Below are 20,992 nucleotides of genomic sequence, written 5' to 3'. Positions count from 1 at the left end.
GTCGTGCTGCTGCTGCTGTTCCTCGGCAATTGGCGCGCCTCGCTGGTGATTGCGCTCAGCCTGCCGCTCGCGATCGTAATGGCGCTGATCGTGATGCGGGCTGTCGGCATGTCCGCCAACCTGATGAGTCTCGGCGGCCTTGCGATCGCAATCGGCATGCTGATCGACGCGCTGGTCGTGGTGGTCGAGAACATCGTCGGCAATCTCGCCAAGCACGATCACGCAAGCACCACGCCGCTGATCCACATCGTCTACCGCTCCGTCTGCGAGGTCCTGCAGCCGGTCGCCTCGGGCGTCCTGATCATCATCATCGTGTTCGTTCCGCTGCTGACCTTGCAGGGGCTGGAGGGCAAGCTCTTCATTCCGGTCGCGCTGGCGATCATCTTCGCCCTGGCCGCGTCGCTGCTGCTGGCGCTGACGGTGCTTCCGGTCGCAACATCCTTCGTGCTCACATCCGCGTCGCATGACGATCCATTGCTGATCCGCGCAGCGCAGCGCGTCTATGCACCCGCGCTCGACTGGGCGCTCGGGAACGAGCGCAAGGTGATCATAGCGGCGCTGGTCGGCCTCGTTGCCGCAGGATATGGCTACACCCAGCTGGGCAAGACCTTCATGCCGACGATGGACGAAGGCGACGTCATCGTCAGCGTGGAGACGCTGCCGTCCGTCAATCTCGACGAGTCCCTCGCCATCAATGCCCGGCTGCAGGCGGCCCTGATGAAGGTGCCCGACGTCGCCGGCATCATCGCGCGCACCGGCTCCGACGAGCTCGGGCTCGATCCGATGGGCCCCAATCAGACCGACACGTTCCTGGTGCTCAAGCCGGCGGACCAGAGGCAGACCAGCGATCGGGATGCCCTGCTCGAGAAGCTTCGCGAGGTCCTGACCGGCTTTCCCGGCGTCTCGCTCAGCTTCACGCAGCCGATCGACATGCGCGTGCAGGAGATGATCAGCGGCGTGCGCGGCGACGTCGCGGTGAAGATCTTCGGCCCGGACATCACCAAGCTCAACGAGATCGCAGCCAAGCTGTCGGCGATCATGTCCGACATCGACGGCGCCCAGGACGTCTACACGACGCTCAACGAAGGCGCGCAGTACTACACGATCGCCGTCAACCGCATGGAGGCGGGCCGCCTCGGGCTCACGGTGGACTCGATCTCGGCCTCCCTGCGCACGCAGATCGAAGGCCGGACGATCGGCACCGCGCTCGAGGAGGGACGCCGGACGCCGATCCTGGTCCGCGGCAGCGAGGCCACGCGGCAGGCGCCCACGATGCTGGCGGCATTGCCGCTGACGCTTGCGTCCGGCCAGCATGTCGCACTCTCTCAGGTCGCACGCATCCAGCGCGTCGACGGCCCGGTGAAGATCGACCGGGAGGACGGCAACCGCATGAGCGTGGTTCGCAGCAATGTCCGCGGCCGCGACATGGTCGGCTTCGTCCAGGCGGCCCAGCAAAGGGTCGCAACCGAGCTGCCGCTGCCGTCCGGCTATCGGCTGACATGGGGCGGGCAGTTCGAGAACCAGCAGCGTGCGGCCGCGCGTCTGTCCGTCGTGGTGCCGGTCGCGATCGGCTTGATCTTCGTGCTGCTCTTCACCACGTTCGGCTCGGTGCGCCAGGCCCTGCTCGTCCTCGTCAACATTCCCTTTGCGCTGATCGGCGGCGTGTTCGCGCTGGTCTTGAGTGGCGAGTACCTGTCCGTCCCGGCCTCGGTCGGCTTCATCGCCCTGCTCGGAATCGCCGTGCTCAACGGTGTCGTGCTGGTGTCTCATTTCAACCAATTGCGCGCTCACGGGGTCCCCGAGCGGCGCATCGTGGTCGAAGGCGCCAAGCGCAGGCTGCGGCCCGTGCTGATGACGGCGAGCATCACGGCGCTGGGATTGATCCCGCTGCTGTTTGCGTCGGGACCCGGATCGGAGGTCCAGCGTCCGCTCGCGATCGTCGTGATCGGCGGCCTGCTGTCGTCCACGCTGCTGACGCTGATCCTGCTGCCGATCCTGTATCGCCGCTACGGCGCCGCTGCGAAGGAAGCGACATGAGCAGCCAAGCCGTCTGCCTGACCCTGATCGTGCCGGATGCGCTTCACAGCGAGGTGCTCGACCATCTGAGCGAGCAGACCGATCTCGTGACGGGCTTCACCGCCTCGGAAGCGGCCGGACACGGCGCGCGCGTCCGGCTGCGGAGCGCCGCAGAGCGGGTGAAAGGACATGCCGACGAGGTCGTCGTGCGGATCGTGTTGCCGGAAGAGGATCTCGAGCGGCTACTGGAGCGGCTCAGGAGCGCGTTTGCGGGAACGCAGCTCGTCTATTGGGTCGTGCCTGTCACCGCCTTCGGCATCATCCAGTAGGCACGCCCGAGGTCGAAGGTCGAAGGCGGTCGATTCAAGGCTTGAAACACCAGCCCTGAATCGCCCCGTTCCGAAGCGGACTGCACCCTCGCCGCCGCCGTCAGTGCTCGCTCTCGAGGCCGCCGACGTGCTTCTGCGTGTAGAGCTCGAGCCCGATGCGGTTGATGAGGTCGAGCTGGGTCTCGAGGAAATCGATGTGATGCTCCTCGTCCTTCATCAGTTGCTCGAAAAGGTCGCGCGACACGTAGTCCTTGACGCCGTGGCAATAGGTGGCGGCCTCCTGATACAGCGTCCGCGCACCGATCTCGGCGGCGAGATCGCATTCGATGATCTCCTTGACGTTCTGGCCGATGCGCAGCGGATCGAGCACCTGCATGTTGGGGAAGCCGTCGAGGAAGAGAATGCGGTCGGTGAACTTGTCGGCGTGCTCCATCTCCTCGATGGATTCCTTGCGCCAGACCTTCGCCATGTCGAGAAGGCCCCAATTGTTCAACAGGCGATAGTGCAGCCAATATTGGTTGATGGCAGTCAGCTCGCTGCGCAATCCCTTGTTGAGATATTCGATGACCTTGGGGTCGCCCTGCATGGATAAGCTCCGAAAAAGTTAGAGGCCGCAGGCGCTCAATAACAGGTTCGAAGTGCGGAGACGACCCCCGTTCATGTGCATTTTTCGGGCGGAGAACGACGCGACCGAGTGCAATGCCTGTCAGCAGGCAGCAAGCGCGAAACGGCTCTGAAGGTCGTCATCGATCGCCTTCGCCGGCGTCGTCCCATGATGGTGGCCGTGCTGACAGCCGGCCTGGCAGGCGCGGGCACAGGGACCCAGCGCCTCGTCGATGATCGTCTTGATCGTGCGCGCACAGCGGCCGCATTCCGCGCTGCACCCCAGGCAACCGTAGACCTGCTTCGGGTTCCGCGGCAGTTCGTCCGCGGACTTTACCGCGTTGCGGATGTCGTGATCGCTGATGACGTTGCAGGAACAAACAATCATGAGAAACCGGCCAATCGTCCTTGGTCAGGTATCGATAGTCATCCACAGCTACCCGCGCAAAGGGAAAACGGCGCTTTTGAAGCTATTCCAATTTCCCGATCAATCTAGAATGCCTCCAACTATACGAGCTTGCCGCAGATCAAAGTTGCCGCCGAATATGGGCGGGCGGCGATCAAGCCGCTGCAACTCAGTCGCCCCCACCACCGTCCCCTCCACCACCGTCGCCACTGTCACCTCCGCCGTCGATCGGGTTTCCCATCACGTCCGACGAGGTATTGGAAAACCAACTTGCGACACCGCTCCCCTGACTGGAGCTGGACGCCCCATCGGAATCGACGCTGGTGCTGTCCGCGGACGAGCGGCGGTGGTGGGGCCGGCGGCCGGCGCGAACCAGCAGCGCGTAGCAGGCGGCCGAGGTCAATCCGATGGCCACGACGATCGTCATCACGGGGGTCATGCCTGCTCCTGACCGGCGGCGACTTTTGTGCAATGCAGCATTGAACGTATCCCGGAGATGGGTCGTCCAATGGGACGCGCCCGTTCATTGATCATTCAAGCGGGATGTGTGAACCTGCCGTATCGCCTGATGCGCGATCCGCCGACCTGGAGTGAGAGAGGTTAAGGTCATGAAGAAGACTCTTGCGGCTCTGGCCGCCGTCGCGACGCTGTCGACCGCAGCGCTGGCCCCTGCTCCTGCTGAAGCGCGCAATGGTCGTGTCGCCGCTGGCGTCGCTGCCGGCCTGCTCGGCGGCGCCCTCATCGGTGGCGCCATCGCTGCGGGCAGCAATCCCTATTATTATGGGCCCGGATATTCTTACGGGCCGGGCTACTCCTATTACGGCGGGCCTGCCTACATCGCCGATCCTGGCTACGCCTGCTATTGGCAGCGCCAGCGCTTCTGGGACGGCTACGGCTGGCGGATTCGCCGCGTCCGGGTTTGCGAGTGATCGTTCACCTTCATTAATTCCATGACCTTGCACCGGAATTTCGAGAACGGCGGCTGACACGGCCAGAAAAAACCGTTTTTCCGTCGCATCAGGTCGGACAGAGTTTACGAAGGGTTGACGGATTGTCGTGTTTTCTCGCGACGCTGACGGCCCTGATCGTGCGTGAATCACCAACCCGGCGCTCGCGAGGGCGCCTTCCAGGAGATCTCGGAACATGAAGAAGATCCTGACCGCAGTGCTTGCGGTTGCGACCATCGCCGGTTCGCTGAGCATGACGGCACCGGCCGCCAAGGCCGGCGACGTCGGTGCCGGCGTGGCTGCCGGCCTGATCGGCGGCGCCCTGCTCGGCGGCGCGATCGCGTCCAGCCGTCCGGCCTATGGCGGTCCGGTCTACGTCGAAGCCCCTCCGCCGGGCCCGCCGCCGTGCGTGTGGCGTCGTGAGCGCTATTGGGACGGTTATGGCTGGGTGTCCCGCCCGGTTCGCGTCTGCTACTGATCCCGACGACGCATAGCTCGCAACAAGCCCGGCCCTGCGGCCGGGCTTTTTGCTGCCCGCCTGCTCGGCTGATTTCACTCGATCAGCGCGCGGCGTCGATCGCCTGCAGCACTGATTCGCTCGGCCAGCAGTCGACCTTCAGGCCCGCCTTCTTCTGAAATACGCCGAGTGCGGCACGGGTCTGCATGCCGGCCTTGCCGTCCAGCTTATCGCCGTAGAGACCGAGCCGCATCAGGCCCTTCTGCATCGCCTCGACGTCCTTGCTCCGAAGCTGCTTCGACGCCGACCATGGTGTCGCGAACGGGGCCGGGCTCGTCATGCGATCCGCGAGGTGACCGACGAACAGCACGTAGAGATCGGAGAAATTGTATTCCTTGATGACGAAGTAGTTCGCCGTCGTCAGGAACGCCGGACCATAGATGCCCTCGGGCTGCAGCAGCGACGCCGGCTGCTGCTGCTCGGCAGCACTCAACCGCTGGCCGCGCACCGGCACGAAGCCCGCGCGCAGCCATTCGCCGATCGGCTTCTTCACCTCCGGCACGCCGATCGCGCAGTCCACATTTGCCGGCGGCTTGACCTCGTAGGCCCAGCGCACGCCGCGCTGCCAGCCCTTGTTCGCAAGCTGCAGCGCCGCCGAGCCCAGCGCGTCCGGCACCGAATGCCAGAGATCGACCTTGCCGTCGCCATCGAGATCGACACCGTGCTTGTAGTACTCCGACGGCAGGAACTGTGTGAGCCCGACCGCCCCGCCCCATGACGCCCTGAGATCGCGGCGCGACACCACGCCGTCGCTCAGCATCTTCAGCGCCATGATGAATTCGGTGCGGTACTGGTCCTTGCGGCGACCGACATAGGCCTGCGTCGCCAGCACGCGCAGCGCATCGTAGGGCAGCGCGTAGCGGCCGAAATCGGTCTCGCGGCCCCAGATGGCGAGCACGACAGGTCCCGGAACGCCGAAGCGGCGCTCGATCTCGGCGAGCGCGGGACGATATTGCTGGATCAGCTTCTGGCCATACGCGGCGAGCCGCGCGATCGAGGCTTCCTTGATGTAGTCGGCCGGCACCTGCACGAACTCGGCCTGCGCCGGAGCGCCTGTTGCCGGACGGCCTGGCAGCAGCAGGTCGGGAAGCTTGTAGTCGGGCTCGAGCTCGCGCGTCTCGGCATCGAACGTCGCGCGCGAAACGCCCTGCTCCTTGGCCTCGGGCCAGAGCGAAGCCACGAATTGGGTGAAGTCGCCGTCGGCGGCGCTCGCCTGGCCATCGCCGAGGATGCAGAGCGCCACACCAATCAGGACGAGCCTGCGCAAACCGAAGAGCAACTGCCGAGCCATGCAATAGGGTTAGCATGGCTCGCGGCGCTTGTGAACGTCAGCAGGCCATGCGCCGGAACTCGACTCTTCCGCTCAATGCCCCGCCGCCTGCTTCGCCTCCTCGATCGCGGCATTCGACAATTTGTCGACGACGGCGATTCCGATGGCGGAGAGAATGAAGACCGTGTGAATGATGGTCTGCCACATCACGCCGGTCTCGGTGTAGTTCGACTTGCCTGACGACAGCGCGCCGGCTTCGATGAAGGTGCGCAGCAGATGGATCGACGAGATGCCGATGATCGCCATGGCGAGCTTGATCTTCAGCACGCTGGCATTGACGTGGCTGAGCCATTCCGGCTCGTCCGGATGGCCCTGCAGATTGAGCCGCGACACGAAGGTCTCGTAGCCGCCGACGATCACCATCACGAGCAGGTTCGAGATCATGACCACGTCGATCAGGCCGAGCACCGCGAGCATGATCTGCTGCTCTGAGAAATCGAAGGCGTGGGCGAACAGGTGCCAGAGCTCTTTGAGGAAGAGCACGACATAGACGCCCTGCGCGATGATCAGCCCGACATAGAGCGGCAGCTGCAGCCAGCGCGAGCCGAAGATCAGCATGGGTATGGGGCGCAGCGCTCCGCCCTTGGAGGACAGGGTCGCGTCGGGGGAAGACATGATGGGATTTTCTCGCGGCTGGATGGGATTGCGGAACGACTATCTACGCAATCACGTCGCACATGGAAGCGACAACTGGCCGCAGCCTGGGCGCGACGCTTTGTCCCGGAACGAAGACAGCGTCGCGCCTCGCGATGTCCTGAGATCAGCGCGTCAGCTTCTTGTACTTGACCCGGTGCGGGATCACGCTGTCCTGGCCGAGACGGCGCATCTTGTCCTTCTCGTAGTCCTGGAAATTGCCTTCGAACCATTCGACGTGGCTGTCGCCCTCGAAGGCCAGCATGTGGGTCGCGATACGGTCGAGGAACCAGCGGTCGTGACTGATGATGACGGCGCAGCCGGCGAAATCCTCCAAGGCCTCTTCGAGGGCGCGCAAGGTGTCGACGTCGAGATCGTTGGTCGGCTCGTCGAGCAGCAGCACGTTGGCGCCCGACTTCAGCATCTTGGCGAGATGCACGCGATTGCGCTCACCGCCCGAGAGTGCCCCGACCTTCTTCTGCTGGTCGGCGCCCTTGAAGTTGAACGCCGAGCAATAGCCGCGCGAGTTGACTTCCTTCTTGCCGAGCAGGATCAGCTCGTTGCCGCCGGAGATCTCCTCCCATACCGTCTTGTTGCCGTCGAGAGCGTCGCGCGACTGGTCGACATAGCCGAGATGCACGGTCTCACCGATGGTGATGGTGCCGGCATCCGGCTTCTCTTGTCCCGTGATCATGCGGAACAACGTGGTCTTGCCGGCGCCGTTCGGACCGATCACGCCGACGATGCCGCCCGGCGGCAGTTTGAAGGTGAGGTTGTCGATCAGCACGCGATCGCCGAAGCTCTTGGACAGCCCGTCGAAATCGACCACATTCTGTCCGAGCCGCTCGGCGACGGGAATGATGATCTGCGCGGTCTGGGTCTGCTTCTCGCTGGCCTTCTTGAGCAGCTCCTCATAGCGCTGGTAGCGCGCCTTGGACTTCGCCTGGCGGGCCTTCGGCGACGCCGCGATCCACTCCTGCTCACGCGCCAAAGTGCGCTGATGCGCGGCATCCTCGCGGCCCTCCTGCTCCAGCCGCTTCTGCTTCTGCTGCAGCCAGGACGAATAGTTGCCCTCGTAGGGGATGCCCCTGCCGCGATCGAGCTCCAGGATCCAGCTGGTGACGTTGTCGAGGAAGTAGCGATCGTGGGTCACGATCAGGATCGCGCCCGGATAATTGCGCAGGTGACCTTCGAGCCAGGACACCGATTCAGCGTCGAGATGGTTGGTCGGTTCGTCCAGCAGCAGCAGCTCGGGCTGGTCGAGCAGCAGCTTGCACAAGGCGACGCGGCGACGCTCGCCGCCGGACAGCTTGGTGACGTCGGCATCGTCGGGCGGACAGCGCAGCGCATCCATCGCCTGGTCGACCTTGCTGTCGAGATCCCAAAGGCCCTGCGCCTCGATCTCGTCCTGCAGCTTGGTCATCTCGTCGGCGGTCTCTTCCGAGTAGTTCATCGCCAGCTCGTTGTAGCGATCGAGGATCGCCTTCTGCTTGCCGACGCCGAGCATGACGTTCTCGCGCACCGTGAGCTTCGGATCGAGCTGCGGCTCCTGCTCGAGATAGCCGACGCGGGCACCCTCGGCCACCCAGGCCTCGCCGGTATAGTCCTTGTCGATGCCGGCCATGATCTTGAGCAGGGTCGATTTGCCCGAGCCGTTGACGCCGAGCACACCGATCTTGGCGTCCGGATAGAACGACAGGTGAATGTTATCGAGCACCTTGCGGGTCGGGTAGGTCTTGGACAGACCCTGCATGAAGTAGACGAACTGGCGCGCCATCGCGTGTCCCTTGAAGCCTGCCGGAATTTTCGGAAAATGGTTGCCGCTGATGTAACCGCGCGGTCCCCAAAGGGCAACCGGCGAGCCGGTCTCGGCCGGAACAAATGCCGGGAGAATCCCGGTCAAACTTCGCGCCGGCCCGGCCTGCCGTCCACGGACGATTACGGGTCCGGCACCTTGTGTGCGGCCGATCACGACAATTGCAACCATCTTTTAATTAATTCGGCGGGACACTCGGTCTCGGCCCGCAAGACCCGCGTGCCCAAGCGGCAAAAGCCGCGACCGACAACAGCGAGAGCCCGTCATGGCAGCCTTCACGTCAGCCTCCCTGCCCGCTTCGGCGGCACACCGCAAAGACCGATCCGGGATCGCGGACGACATCCGCGGCTTCTGGCGCGAATTCGTCGCGCGCGCCTTCAACCCGTACCGGCCAGAATTGCACTACATGCGCGGCCCCGGCCCCGCCTGGCGCGCCAAGTACGGCCATGACGCCGCGTTCCGGCTGAAGTCCCGCCTCGATTGACGTCGCCTGGGTCCGCGTAAGAGCGTCACGATGCCTTGCGCAACCAGCCCGTTGCGCGCAAGCATGGCTCCATTCCTGACGGCATTCACCATTGCCGCCGTCCCCCGATGAATGGACCCTGCCGATGACACGGCTGCGCTGTGCGATCCTCGACGACTATTACGATACAGCCCTCTCATTAGCCGACTGGCCCCGGCTGGCCGACAGGGTGGATGTGACGGCTTTCACACAGCCGTTCGGCAACGAGGAAGCGGCCGCCAGCGCGCTCGCCGATGCCGACATCATCTGCGCGATGCGCGAGCGGACGCCATTGCCCCGCTCCCTGATCGAGCGATTGCCGAAGCTGAAGCTCCTGATCACCTCGGGCATGCGCAACGCCGCCATCGACATGGAGGCCGCCAAGGCACGCAGCGTCGTCGTCTGCGGCACGCAATATGGCCGTGACCCCACCGCACCGCTCACCATGGGCCTGATCCTGGAGCTGACGCGCAGGATCGGCCAGGAGAACGCGCGCATGCACGCCGGGGAGCCCTGGCAGGCGCTGGGCGGCGTGGAGATCGAGGGCAAGACGCTGGGCGTAATCGGGCTGGGCAAGCTCGGCACCAAGGTCGCAGAGCTCGGCAAGGCGTTCGGCATGAACGTGATCGCCTGGAGTCCCAATTTGACGCCCGAACGCTGCGAGGCGGCGGGAGTAGGCTACGCGACCAAGGAGAAGCTGTTCACCGCCGCCGATGTCATCACCGTCCACGTCGTGCTCAGCGATCGCTCACGCGGGCTGGTGGGCGCGGCCGACATCGCGCGCATGAAGCCGACCGCCTATCTCGTCAACACCTCGCGCGCGCCGATCGTCGACGAGGCCGCGCTGCTGCAGGCGCTCCGCGACCAGCGCATCGCCGGTGCCGGGCTCGACGTGTTCTCGGTGGAACCGCTGCCGGTCACCCATCCGCTGCGCGGGCTCGGCAACGTCGTGCTCACACCACATCTCGGCTACGTCACCGAGGAGAGTTTTCGCGCCCATTACGGCCAGATGGTCGATTGCATCGCCACCTGGCTCGCAGGGGCCGAGCCGCCGCGCCGGCTGGCTTAAAAGCAGACGAGAGCGGCCCTCACAGCAAAACACCCTCCGAGGAGGGTGTTTTCAACGTGATCAGCTCGCACGCGCCCGCCTCAGCGGATCGTCACCGGCGGCGGCAGCGGCTGCATGTTGGCGGGCTGGCCAGCCGCCGGCACGGTCGCCTGGGCCTGGACGGGCGCCGGGGCCGCGGCAGCAGCCATGTTCTTGCTGGAACCTGGAGGCGCACCGCCCGGCATCACGACCACACGGGTGCCGACCTTGACCCGGTCGAACAGGTCGGCGACGTCGTCGTTCAGCATGCCGATGCAGCCCGACGACACGAACTTGCCAATCGTCGACGGCTGGTTGGTGCCGTGGATGCGGTACACGGTCGAGCCGAGATACATCGCGCGGGCACCGAGCGGATTGCCGGGACCGCCGGCCATGAAGCGCGGCAGATAGGGCTGCCGCTCGATCATCTCGCTCGGCGGATACCAGTCCGGCCACTCGGTCTTCTTGGTGATCTTCTGCACGCCGGTCCAGGTGAAGCCTTCGCGGCCGACACGGACGCCGTAGCGCATCGCCCGGCCGTTGCCGAGCACCAGATAGAGGTAGGTGTTGGGCGTATCGACGACGATCGTTCCCGGCGGCTCCTTGGTGACGAAGTCGACCTCCTGGCGGCGCAGGTTCGGCGGCAGCGGCGCCGGCGCCGCATCGGGTTGTTCCTCGGGCGGCAGAGCTGCCACCGTCATCGGCCGATCTCCGGCGGCCGGGGCCTGTGCCGCGCCCGCGACGGCCGGAGCGCCACCGACGGCGCCGGGCGGCCGCGGCGCGCCTGCGTCGCCACCGGGCGCGCTGGCGCCACCATAGGCCTGCTGGCTGGAGGCAGGACGATCACCGTAGATTACCGGGGGCGGACCAGCCGGGCGGCCATAGCGCGGATCATCCGGGGACATCACCGGGCCGGTCGGAGCGGCTCCGTAGACCGTCGCACCGGCCGGACGTCCATAACGAGGATCGTCGGGAGAAAGGATGGGACCGGTCGGAGCCGCAGCACCATAAACCGGCGCATTGGCTGGACGACCGTAGCGCGGATCGTCCGGCGAGATCACCGGGCCGGGCGGCGGCAACGCCGCGGAATTGCCAGGCGCATTCTCATCGTCGAGCGCGTCAAAATCCTGCCCCTGGCCGCGCGCATCGGCCGGGTAAGGCGTCGGCGCCGGTGAGTACGCTCCAGGCGCGGTCTGATAGACCTGCTGTGCCTCGGCAAACGAAGTTGCCGTCACGCCCGCTGCCGCGACCGCGCAAACCGTCAGGATTTGTCTGATCATCATCGCCCTTGCAGTATCCCCAAGCCGCCGATTGGGACCTTTGCTGTGCCAGATGGCCGAAGATAGCGGCGCATTCAAGACAATTCCGGCCTGAGCGGCCCGACTTCGGCAATTTGTGATCATGTCTCCGTCGTTGCACGGAAGTCTCACGCCGCTGAAAAAGTGCGGCGGAGCCCCCGCAGGCCCCATGGATGCCGTGATTTGCCGAGCGGGCGGGAACACTTCCGGTATTCTGACCTGAGCCTGATTCGCGATGCACGGCAGAAGCCGGCCTCGTCGCGAACGCGGCATTCCCTGTGATCACCGCGTTCCCTACTGGCTCTAAGGTCTCGGCAGTCACGCTGCCGTGGCGAGAGTTACCGTCAATGCTTCCCGGCTTTCGTTTTCTGGTCGCCGCGATCGTCTGTTCCATCTCTCTCACCATCTTCGGCATGGGCGCTGCGGCCCTGTTGCGCGCGGCCCACGAGCAGTTCGTCAGCAACGCGTCCTGGCGCACGACTCAGGCCTCCGGCTTCACCACGTTCCTGCCGCCGGCCGAACCCACGCCGGTGCTCGCGGTGCTGCGGGTGGATTCGATTCCGACACCGCCGGTGACGCCGCCGCCGGTCGTGGCCGATGCTCCCCCGGCAGCGTCCGAGCCGCCGAGCGCGCCGTCGACGGCGGCGCCGGCCGCCGAGACGCCCGAGGCGACGCCCGTTGCGGTGGCCACCGATGTGCCTACGCCCTCGCTGCCGGCGGAAACGGTCGACACGTCCCGCACCTCCGCCATCGTCGAGACCGCGTCCGTGACGAACGACCGGATCGAGAGCACCAAACCGGAGCGCCCCATTCCGGACACGTCCGCTTCGATCGTCGTTCCGGTCGAAAAAGTCTCCGACAGGCCGAGCATGGACAGTTCGCCCGCGACTGCAGCGCCGCCCCCGCCGCCGGCGTCGACCGAAGCTGCGGCCGCCGTGGTCTCACCGCCGCCGCCGGCTCCTCAGATTCTCGCCAGCGCCGATCCGATGATGACGACCGCAGCCGCCGCCGCGCCCGTTCCGGCGGTGCTCGACCCGATCGCGGCCAAGCTCGCCGCGCTGGCCGAGCAGCCGGCGCACCAGGAGCGGCCCGCGGCCGGCGAGCATCGTGCCTCGGTGAAGGTCGCGAGCGTTCAGTTGCGCCGGAGCATCCTCAAGAAGCGCCAGGCCCGGGAGAAGCAGGTTGCGGCGCGCCGCGCCAAGCAGCGGCGCATCGCCCAGCGCGTCAGGGCGGCGCGGCAGGCAGCGGCCCAACTGCAGCAACAAACCGCGTTCCCCGATCCATTCGGACAGCAGCCATTTGGTCAACCGCAGGCGGCCGTCCAGCAGGCTGCCGGGCCGCGCACGCGGTAGGCGGAGCTAGCGATCAGGCCGGCCCGGTCGCAACCGGCGGACCGTTCTCGACGCCCCATTCCGACCACGAGCCGTCGTAGAGCGCGGTGTCGCGGATGCCGAGACGATAGAGCGCCAGCGTCAGCACCGCCGCCGACACCCCGGAGCCGCAGGAGGTGACGATCGGCCTGGCGAGATCGACGCCAGCGGCGCCGAACGCCTTACGTAGCTCGTCTAGCGGCTTCATCACGCCGGTCGCCGCGTCGAACAGCTCCGCATAGGGCAGATTGCGGCTGCCGGGGATATGGCCGGATCGGAGACCGGGCCGCGGCTCGGCGACCTCGCCCGCGAAGCGCGGCGCCTGCCGCGCATCGATCACCTGCTCGGCATTGCCGGCGAGATTGGCAACCATCTGCTCGATCCGGCGCACGCGCGCGGCATCGAACGTCGCGCTGAACGTGCCAAGCGCCGGCGTGACCTGCCCGCTCTCGACCCGGCGCCCCTCCGCCATCCACTTCTTCAGCCCGCCGTCGAGCACGCGCACATCCGTGTGGCCGAACGACAGGAACATCCACCAGGCGCGCGGCGCGGCGACCCAGCCGCCGGAATCATAGACCACCACCGTATCGCCATTGCTGACGCCGAGCCGGCCGGCGTCGCGGCCGAACTGCGCGGCGCTCGGATACATGTGCGGCAGCGGATTGGAATGGTCGGAGACCTCGTCGACGTCGAAAAACACGGCGCCGGGGATGTGCGCCTTCAGGTAATCGTCCTTCGGCAGCGGCAGCACACCCGGCATCTTGAAGGTCGCGTCGAGCACCTTCACCTTGGGATCGCCCAGATGCGCAGCGAGCCAGTCGGTGGAGACGAGAGGGTCGTCGTGGATGGTCATGCGCAAAAGCTCCGGGCTTCACATTCGATCGTCATCGCCGGACTTGATCCGGCGATCCACCTTGTCGAAGCGATGGACACGCGGGTCAAGCCCGCGTGCGACGGGCAGCGATCAATCCTTCTTCTTCGGCGCCCAGGCCTCGACCGGCCCGCCGCAGTCGCGCCACGCCGCGAAACCGCCACCGATATGGGCGACCGGCTTCAGGCCCATGTCCTGCGCGGTCTTGGCCGCGAGCGCCGAGCGCAGGCCGCCGGCGCAATGAAAGATGAACGTCTTGTCCTGCTGAAAGACCGGCTTGGCATAGGGGCTCTGCGGGTCGATCCAGAACTCCAGCATGCCGCGGGTGCACGAGAACGCGCCGGGAATCCTGCCCTCACGCTCGATCTCTCGGGGGTCCCTGATATCGACGATCACGACATCGTCGCGCTTCGCCGCCGCGATCGCCTCAGCCGCCGAGAGCGTCTCGATCTCGGCATTGGCTTCATCGAGCAGCGCCTTGATCCCGCGCGTGATGGTCTGGGGCATGTCTTCTTCCTTCGTCTTTTCCAGCCGCCGAGCGGCGTCGTTTCGCGTCTACATTCCGGGGTCGTCCGTCAGGACCGAACCCGGAATCCAGAGCCGATCGCACAAGCTCGATATTCCGGATTTGGTCGCTATCGCGACCGCCCGCAACGACGGCCTTGCATCGCGCGCCGCAGAACGAGCGCCTTACCTCACCAGCTCCTTCATCGCCGCTTCCAATCCCTCGATCGTGATCGGATACATGCGCTCGGAGAAGATGCGGCGAATGATGGTGGTGGACTCCGAATAGTCCCAATGCTTCTGCGCCACCGGATTGAGCCACACCGCGTGGGGATAGGTGCGGATGACGCGGTCGAGCCACACTGACCCCGGCTCCTCGTTGACGTGCTCGACCGAACCGCCGGGCACCATGATCTCATAAGGCGACATCGAGGCGTCGCCGACGAACACGACCTTGTAGTCGTGCGGGTACTTGTGCAGCACGTCCCAGGTCGGCGTGCGGTCGGTGAAGCGGCGCTTGTTCTGCTTCCACACGCCCTCATAGAGGCAGTTGTGGAAGTAGAAATATTCCATGTGCTTGAATTCGCTCTTGGCGGCCGAGAACAGCTCCTCGACCTGGGCGATGTGCGAATCCATCGAGCCGCCGATGTCGAAGAACACCAGCACCTTCACCGCATTGCGCCGCTCGGGCCGCATGTGCACGTCGAGATAGCCGTGATTGGCGGTCTCGCGGATCGTGGTGTCCAGATCGAGCTCGTCCGGCGCGCCGGTGCGGGCGAACTTGCGCAAGCGGCGCAGCGCCACCTTGATGTTGCGGATGCCGAGCTCGACATTGCCGTCGAGATCCTTGAACTCGCGCCGGTCCCACACCTTCACGGCGCGGTTGTTGCGGTTCTTCTCCTGGCCGATGCGGACGCCTTCGGGGTTGTAGCCATAGGCGCCGAACGGCGACGTGCCCGCCGTGCCGATCCACTTGTTGCCGCCCTGGTGACGGCCCTTCTGCTCTTCCAGGCGCTTCTTCAAGGTCTCCATGAGCTTGTCCCAGCCCATGGCCTCGATCTCTTTCTTCTCTTCCTCGGTGAGGTATTTCTCGGCCAGCTTCCTCAGCCATTCCTCGGGGATTTCGGCCTTCTCCATCGCGTCGAGCAGGCTCTCCAGCCCCTTGAACACGGAGCCGAACACGCGATCGAACTTGTCGAGATTGCGTTCGTCCTTTACCAGCGCGGTGCGCGACAGATAGTAGAAATTCTCGACCGAGTGCTCGGCGAGGTCGGCGTCGACAGCCTCCATCAGCGTGAGATATTCACGCAAGGAGACCGGGACCTGCGCGTCGCGCAGTGCTGTGAAGAATTGCAGGAACATGCCCATTAGATCGCGCGGCCCGGAGGGCGCGTCAAGGGCCGCTCCACGCCCCACGCTGGACCCGCCGGCATTTTGCTCTACAATCCCTGGAACAACAGGCGGAATGGGGGCTTTCATGGGTATCATTGCAGCACTGATCATCGGCGCCGTCGCGGGCTGGCTGGCGGGGCTGATCGTGCGCGGCGCAGGTTTCGGCCTGATCGGCAACATGGTCATCGGCATCATCGGCGCGCTGGTCGCAAGCTACGTGCTGCCGGCGCTGCACATTGCGCTTGCCAGCGGCACGCTGGGGGCGATCCTGGACGCCACGATCGGCGCCGTCATCGTGCTCGTGATCCTCTCATTGATCAGGCGCGCTTGATTATTTCTGCTTCCGATGGCAGCCATCATCTCAAAGCCGCAGCGGCGTTGCCGCTGCGTAGCCACTCAACACAAGTTCGAACGATGAGCGAGACGCGATGAAATTTACCGGCACCCAGGACTACGTCGCCACCGACGACCTCAAAGTGGCCGTCAATGCGGCGATCGTGCTCGAGCGCCCGCTGCTGGTGAAGGGCGAGCCGGGGACCGGCAAGACCGTGCTGGCCGAGGAAGTCGCCAAGGCCGTCAACGCGCCGCTGCTCACCTGGCACATCAAGTCGACCACCAAGGCGCAGCAGGGCCTTTACGAATACGACGCCGTCTCGCGACTGCGCGACAGCCAGCTCGGCGACTCCAGGGTGTCCGACATCAAGAACTACATCAAGCGCGGCAAGCTGTGGGAGGCCTTTACGGCCGAGCAGCGGCCGGTGCTCCTGATCGACGAGATCGACAAGGCCGACATCGAGTTTCCGAACGACCTGCTGCTCGAGCTCGACCGGATGGAATTCCACGTCTACGAGACCAACGAGACCATCAAGGCGAAGCTGCGCCCGATCGTCATCATCACGTCCAACAACGAGAAGGAGCTGCCGGATGCGTTCCTGCGCCGCTGCTTCTTCCACTACATCAAGTTCCCCGATCCGGATACGATGGGCCGGATCGTCGACGTGCACTTCCCGAACATCAAAAAGCGGCTGGTCGAGGAAGCGCTGCGCATCTTCTTCGAGGTCCGCGACGTGCCCGGCCTGAAGAAGAAGCCGTCGACCTCCGAGCTGCTCGACTGGCTCAAGCTGCTGCTCAACGAGGACATCGGTCCCGAGCAGCTGCGCGAGCGCGATCCGCGCAAGCTGATCCCGCCGCTGCACGGTGCGCTGCTCAAGAACGAGCAGGACGTCCACTTGTTCGAGCGGCTCGCCTTCCTCAGCCGGCGCGAGGTGTGAGGGCGCCCGGCTCAATCCGACCGGCGCGTCATTGCGGCGCCGTCCTCTTGATCAGGCGTCCAAGCGCACGCATGATCCCATCGACGGCAATCGGCTTCTCGCAGCGGAGGATCTTCGAGAAGCGGTCCGGGATCACCGATTCGTCATAGCCGGTGGTGAAAACGAAGGGCACGCCGCGCTCGACCAGCAGATCGGCGACCGGAAACGCCATGTCGCCGCGCAGGTTCACGTCGAGAACGGCGCCTTCGATCCGCCCCTCGCGTTTGATCAAGGCGAGCGCGTCAGGGACGGTTCCGACCGGGCCCAGGATCGTGCCGCCGGCACTACCGAAGGCGCAGCGCAGCTCGTCGGCAAGCATATACTCGTCCTCGACGATGAGGATATGACGGTCGCGAAGCGAGCGTTCAGGCATGATCCTCAAGCTCCAGTGTGGTGAGCGAAACGGGAATCGATATCGTGCAACGGACACCGTCGGATGCGAAAGCGTACGAGGTCCTCGCGCTGAGCTGATAGGGCAAGGCCTGTTCGATCAGCTCGCGCCCTTGCCCCGTGCCGACGGGCATCGTGGCTGGCGGCGGCATGTCGACGCCGCTCTCGCGCCACTCGATATGCAGCCAGGGCTGGCCTTCCGCGCCTTCGCGCTCGAGCGACCAGACCACGCAGAGCCGGCCCGAGGGCTGCGCCAGCGCGCCATACTTGACCGCGTTGGTGGCGAGCTCGTGCAGGGCCATGGCAAGGGTCTGAACGGTCGACGACCGCAGCCTGACGCCGGACGGTCCCGACAGCCCGATGCGCTCCGAACCGCCGGCGACAGCCGACAGCTCGCTACGGATCAGATCGTCGAAGGTGACGCGATCATTCTCCTTGAGGCGGGACAGCAGGCCCTGGGCGCGGGACAGCGTATCCAGCCGATCACGGAAGCGGGCGCGAAAATCGCCGAGATCGGCGCTGGCACGCGCCGTCTTGTCGGCCATCGAGCGGACCACGCCCAGCAGGTTGCGGGTGCGATGCTGCAGTTCGGCCACCAGCACCTTCTGCCGCTCCTCCCATTCACGCCGCTCGGTCACGTCGACCATGGCGCCGGTCATGCGGATCGGTCGTCCCGCGTCGTCATAGAAGAAGCGCCCACGGCCGTACAGGCAGCGAATTGCGCCGCCCGGATGCACCACGCGAAACTCGCTGACATATTCCTGGTGCGCCTCCATCGCGCGGTGAAGCGCGGCTTCGGCTGCGGGACGATCGTCGGGATGGATGCGCGCCGCCCAGGCCTCGTAGCTCGGGGTCAGCTCGCCAACAGCATAGCCTTCCATGCGAAAGTGCTCGTCCGACCAATAGACCTCGCCGGTTGCGACGTTCCAGTCCCACAGGCCGAGCCGCCCGACCTCGACCGCGCTGCGCAGGCGCTCCTCGCTCTTGCGCAATTCCCGTTCGGCCTTGTTCTGCTCGGAGATGTCGCGCGCCGTCCCGAACCACTCGATGATCTCGCCGTCACGCCCGAGAATGGGGATGGCGCGCGAATCGATCCAGCCGAGGCTGCCATCGATCCTGATCACGCGGTGCTCCAGCTCGAACATGCCCTTCGTCGCGACGGCCCTGCTGATCGCCGCAGTCACCTGCGCCTGATCGTCCGGATGAATGTATTTCGCGAGCCAGCCCTGGCTCGGTTTCATCGTATCGGCGATGAAGTCCTTGCCCTGCAACTGGCGCATCTCCCGCCAGTCCGGGCTCATGCGATAGACGACGTCGGAGCTCGCGGTTACGAAAGCGCGATAGCGCTCCTCGCTGGCGCGCAGTCGCTCCGTCGCTTCGGCACGCAGACGGGCCATCTTGAGATGCGCCTCGACACGCGCCAGCAGTTCACGCGCACTGAACGGCTTGATCAGATAATCATCCGCACCGGCCTCCATGCCTTCGACGCGGCTCTCTTCTCCGGCCCGGGCCGACAGCAGGATCACCGGGATGGTACCGACCCGTTCATCGGCGCGCAGCCGTGCCAGCAACTGCATGCCGTCGATGCGCGGCATCATCACATCGGACAGAACGAGGTCGGGCTTGTCGCGGGCGATGGCCGCGAGCGCGGCTTCACCATCGGCGACGGTCTCGACATCGTAGCGCGCGGCGAGCAGGCGGCGGACATAGTCGCGCATGTCGGCATTGTCGTCGGCCAGGAGGATGCGGGGGCGCGGCCCGGCCCTGTCGGCTGACGTGGTGGTGATGTCGATGTCCGGAACGGCATGCGCGTCGAGCGACGGCGGATCCGGCAGCCAGCGCAATGCCTCCGCGATGAACGGCCGCGCACCGCGAAGCATCGGTTCCTGCGCCGGCGCCGCATCGGACGGGAGATGACTTCGTCCCCTGGGGATTCTGACCGCGAACGTGCTCCCCTGCCCGGCTTCGCTGGTCGCCGCGACGGATCCGCCGTGCAGCTTGGCGAGCTCATGCACCAGTGCGAGCCCGATGCCCGAGCCTTCATGGGTGCGGCCGAACGCGCCGGCGACGCGATGGAAACGCTCGAAGAGCCGCGGCAGCTCGTGCTGCGGGATGCCGGTCCCGGTGTCCTTCACGCTCAGCTCGAAATGACGATCGCAGGTGACGAGCCGGACCTCGATGTCGCCCGTGAAGGTGAACTTGAACGCGTTGGAGAGCAGGTTGAGGACGATCTTCTCCCACATTTCGCAATCGACATAGGCCGGCTCCGGCAGCGTCGGGCAATCCACGATCAGCCTGAGGCCGGCGGCTTCGATCGCCGAGCGGAAGGTGCTGGCGATCTCCGCGGTCAGGCTCGCGAGGTCCACCGGCGCGTAGACCGCCTGCATCCTGCCGGCCTCGATCCGCGAGAAATCCAGCAGCGTGTTGACCAGCTTGAGCAGCCGCAAGGCATTGCGCTGGGCGATCTCCAACCGGTCGCGATCTGCCGGCGGCAAGCTCTGCGACCGCAGCACATCTTCGAGCGGACCGAGCATCAGCGTCAGCGGCGTACGGAACTCGTGGCTCACATTGGCGAAGAACGCGGTCTTGGCGCGATCGACCTCGGCGAGCGTCTCAGCGCGGCGCCGCTCCTGCTCATAGGCGAGCGTCTCGGCGAAGGCGCTGCCGAGCTGAGCGGCCATCAGATCGAAGAAGCCCTGATGCTCGGCGTCGAGGGCGCGGCGCGGATTGACGCCACAGATCAGGATCGCCGTCGCCTGCTCCCGCCCCGTCGCAACCGGCAGCGCCAGTGCCAGCTGCGGCGGCTCGGGCCATGCGCCGGTCGGGACGCCGGCAAATTTCGCACGATCCAGCACGACGCGAATCGGCGCCACCGCGCGCGCCGCCGCCCGGACCGGCCACAGCCCGTCCCCATCGCTGTCGAGGGCAATCTGCGCCGGCGCGATTGCACTGTCCGGGTGTACCCCTGCGGCGCTCAGCAACCGTGCCGATCGCTGGTCCTCGCCGAGTTGGTAGATCAGCGCAAACGGGACATCATGCGGATTCTCGGCGAGGACGTCGGTGGCTTCGCGACAAGCATCCGCCAGACTGTCGGCACGGCCGCGCGCGGCGAGATCGCGCAAGGTCCGCATGCGGCGTTCGCCCACGACCCGGGCCGTCGTCTCGATGACGGGGGTGAAGACACCGCCGACACCGCCGGTCTCGTCGCGAATCGGCGAATAGGAGAACGAAAAATAGGTCTCTTCGAGGTAGCCATGGCGGTCGATGAACAGCGGCATGTCGCGCGAACGGGTCGCTTCGCCAAGCCCAACGACGTGCCGCAACATCGGGCCGATGACCTCCCAGATCTCGGACCATACCGCGTGCCCCGGCGCCCCGAGCGCGGCCGGATGCTTCTGCGAGCCGAGGATCGGGCGATATTCGTCATTGTAGAGCATGACGAGCTCCGGGCCCCACCAGATCAGGATCGGGAACGCGCAGTCCAGGCAGGTGCTGATCGACGTGCGCAACGACTGAGGCCAGCTCTCGGGCGGCCCCAACGGCGTCCGTGACCAATCATGGATGCGCATGAGCGCTCCCATCTCCCCGCCTCCCTGCAGGAAGTCGGCCCCGCGCGCGAACGCCTGAAACGTCGCGCGACCGGCATCCGAATGCTCGTTCACTCCTGGCCC

At 65.7% G+C, this 20,992-nt stretch carries 21 protein-coding genes; 9 read left to right on the top strand and 12 right to left on the bottom strand.

Going from position 1 to position 20,992, the window contains the following annotated elements; all coding sequences use genetic code 11:
* Positions 1–2,037 (top strand): efflux RND transporter permease subunit (locus QW845_RS26865; protein WP_315804524.1); only part of this gene is annotated, 2,037 nt, incomplete at its 5' end.
* A complete protein-coding gene (locus QW845_RS26860; protein WP_315804523.1) occupies positions 2,034–2,345 on the top strand; it encodes a DUF3240 family protein in 312 nt (103 codons plus the stop codon). The genes QW845_RS26865 and QW845_RS26860, both read left to right, overlap by 4 nt.
* Before the next feature lie 100 nt (positions 2,346–2,445).
* Here the strand turns inward: QW845_RS26860 and bfr are convergent, their stop codons facing one another.
* From bfr to QW845_RS26845, 3 genes are all read right to left on the bottom strand, one after another.
* On the bottom strand, positions 2,446–2,931 hold the full coding sequence (gene bfr, locus QW845_RS26855) for a bacterioferritin (RefSeq protein ID WP_315717837.1): 486 nt from the start codon (positions 2,929–2,931) through the stop codon (positions 2,446–2,448).
* 120 nt (positions 2,932–3,051) lie between these two features.
* Positions 3,052–3,336, bottom strand: coding sequence for a bacterioferritin-associated ferredoxin (locus QW845_RS26850; RefSeq protein WP_315804522.1), 285 nt, complete (start codon positions 3,334–3,336; stop codon positions 3,052–3,054).
* Positions 3,337–3,523: 187 nt separating this feature from the next.
* Positions 3,524–3,793 (bottom strand): hypothetical protein, encoded by a 270-nt coding sequence (locus QW845_RS26845; RefSeq protein ID WP_315804521.1) that lies wholly within the window; start codon positions 3,791–3,793, stop codon positions 3,524–3,526.
* 169 nt (positions 3,794–3,962) lie between these two features.
* Between QW845_RS26845 and QW845_RS26840 the strand changes: the two genes are divergently transcribed.
* A complete protein-coding gene (locus tag QW845_RS26840) occupies positions 3,963–4,283 on the top strand; it encodes a hypothetical protein (RefSeq protein WP_315804520.1) in 321 nt (106 codons plus the stop codon).
* Between the two features lie 214 nt (positions 4,284–4,497).
* A complete protein-coding gene (locus QW845_RS26835) occupies positions 4,498–4,779 on the top strand; it encodes a hypothetical protein (RefSeq protein WP_315804519.1) in 282 nt (93 codons plus the stop codon).
* Positions 4,780–4,861: 82 nt separating this feature from the next.
* Here QW845_RS26835 and QW845_RS26830 read toward each other — a convergent pair whose 3' ends face one another.
* From QW845_RS26830 to ettA, 3 genes are all read right to left on the bottom strand, one after another.
* Positions 4,862–6,109: a lytic murein transglycosylase gene (locus QW845_RS26830; protein WP_315804518.1), complete on the bottom strand. Its 1,248-nt coding sequence runs from the start codon at positions 6,107–6,109 to the stop codon at positions 4,862–4,864.
* Between the two features lie 72 nt (positions 6,110–6,181).
* Positions 6,182–6,763: a TIGR00645 family protein gene (locus tag QW845_RS26825; RefSeq protein WP_315804517.1), complete on the bottom strand. Its 582-nt coding sequence runs from the start codon at positions 6,761–6,763 to the stop codon at positions 6,182–6,184.
* 145 nt (positions 6,764–6,908) lie between these two features.
* Positions 6,909–8,558: an energy-dependent translational throttle protein EttA gene (gene ettA / locus QW845_RS26820; RefSeq protein WP_315804535.1), complete on the bottom strand. Its 1,650-nt coding sequence runs from the start codon at positions 8,556–8,558 to the stop codon at positions 6,909–6,911.
* Between the two features lie 304 nt (positions 8,559–8,862).
* Here ettA and QW845_RS26815 point away from each other — a divergent pair, with 304 nt between their 5' ends.
* Both QW845_RS26815 and QW845_RS26810 read left to right on the top strand, forming a co-directional pair.
* Complete coding sequence (locus QW845_RS26815; RefSeq protein ID WP_315804516.1) at positions 8,863–9,081, top strand: hypothetical protein; 219 nt, start codon at positions 8,863–8,865, stop codon at positions 9,079–9,081.
* Between the two features lie 124 nt (positions 9,082–9,205).
* The gene (locus QW845_RS26810) at positions 9,206–10,168 is read left to right on the top strand and encodes a D-2-hydroxyacid dehydrogenase family protein (RefSeq protein WP_315804515.1); all 963 of its coding nucleotides are present in this window, start codon (positions 9,206–9,208) and stop codon (positions 10,166–10,168) included.
* Positions 10,169–10,248: 80 nt separating this feature from the next.
* Here QW845_RS26810 and QW845_RS26805 read toward each other — a convergent pair whose 3' ends face one another.
* A complete protein-coding gene (locus tag QW845_RS26805; protein WP_315804514.1) occupies positions 10,249–11,469 on the bottom strand; it encodes a L,D-transpeptidase in 1,221 nt (406 codons plus the stop codon).
* A gap of 293 nt (positions 11,470–11,762) precedes the next feature.
* Between QW845_RS26805 and QW845_RS26800 the strand changes: the two genes are divergently transcribed.
* Positions 11,763–12,836, top strand: a complete 1,074-nt coding sequence (locus tag QW845_RS26800; RefSeq protein WP_315804513.1) for a hypothetical protein — start codon at positions 11,763–11,765, stop codon at positions 12,834–12,836.
* A gap of 13 nt (positions 12,837–12,849) precedes the next feature.
* Here the strand turns inward: QW845_RS26800 and sseA are convergent, their stop codons facing one another.
* The 3 genes from sseA to QW845_RS26785 form a co-directional block, all read right to left on the bottom strand.
* A complete protein-coding gene (gene sseA / locus QW845_RS26795; RefSeq protein ID WP_315804512.1) occupies positions 12,850–13,707 on the bottom strand; it encodes a 3-mercaptopyruvate sulfurtransferase in 858 nt (285 codons plus the stop codon).
* A gap of 111 nt (positions 13,708–13,818) precedes the next feature.
* A complete protein-coding gene (locus QW845_RS26790) occupies positions 13,819–14,232 on the bottom strand; it encodes a rhodanese-like domain-containing protein (protein WP_315804511.1) in 414 nt (137 codons plus the stop codon).
* Positions 14,233–14,415: 183 nt separating this feature from the next.
* Entirely contained in the window at positions 14,416–15,591 is a 1,176-nt protein-coding gene (locus QW845_RS26785) for a VWA domain-containing protein (RefSeq protein WP_315804510.1), read from the bottom strand.
* Between the two features lie 115 nt (positions 15,592–15,706).
* On the opposite strand from QW845_RS26785, the gene QW845_RS26780 reads away from it, so the two are divergent.
* Together QW845_RS26780 and QW845_RS26775 are read left to right on the top strand one after the other, a co-directional pair.
* Positions 15,707–15,952, top strand: a complete 246-nt coding sequence (locus tag QW845_RS26780; protein ID WP_315717851.1) for a GlsB/YeaQ/YmgE family stress response membrane protein — start codon at positions 15,707–15,709, stop codon at positions 15,950–15,952.
* 97 nt (positions 15,953–16,049) lie between these two features.
* Positions 16,050–16,892: a MoxR family ATPase gene (locus tag QW845_RS26775; protein ID WP_315717852.1), complete on the top strand. Its 843-nt coding sequence runs from the start codon at positions 16,050–16,052 to the stop codon at positions 16,890–16,892.
* 28 nt (positions 16,893–16,920) lie between these two features.
* Here QW845_RS26775 and QW845_RS26770 read toward each other — a convergent pair whose 3' ends face one another.
* Both QW845_RS26770 and QW845_RS26765 read right to left on the bottom strand, forming a co-directional pair.
* Positions 16,921–17,304 carry a response regulator gene (locus tag QW845_RS26770; RefSeq protein ID WP_315804509.1) on the bottom strand — a complete coding sequence of 128 codons (384 nt, stop codon included), beginning with the start codon at positions 17,302–17,304 and terminating at the stop codon, positions 16,921–16,923.
* Positions 17,297–20,902 (bottom strand): PAS domain-containing protein, encoded by a 3,606-nt coding sequence (locus QW845_RS26765; protein WP_315804508.1) that lies wholly within the window; start codon positions 20,900–20,902, stop codon positions 17,297–17,299. The genes QW845_RS26770 and QW845_RS26765 overlap by 8 nt, the downstream gene beginning before the upstream one ends.
* Positions 20,903–20,992 lie beyond the last annotated feature (90 nt).

This window comes from Bradyrhizobium sp. SZCCHNS3002 (genome assembly GCF_032377435.1).
GTDB lineage: Bacteria > Pseudomonadota > Alphaproteobacteria > Rhizobiales > Xanthobacteraceae > Bradyrhizobium.
Note: the sequence above shows the minus strand (reverse complement) of the source record. Positions and strands in the feature narration are given on the sequence as shown.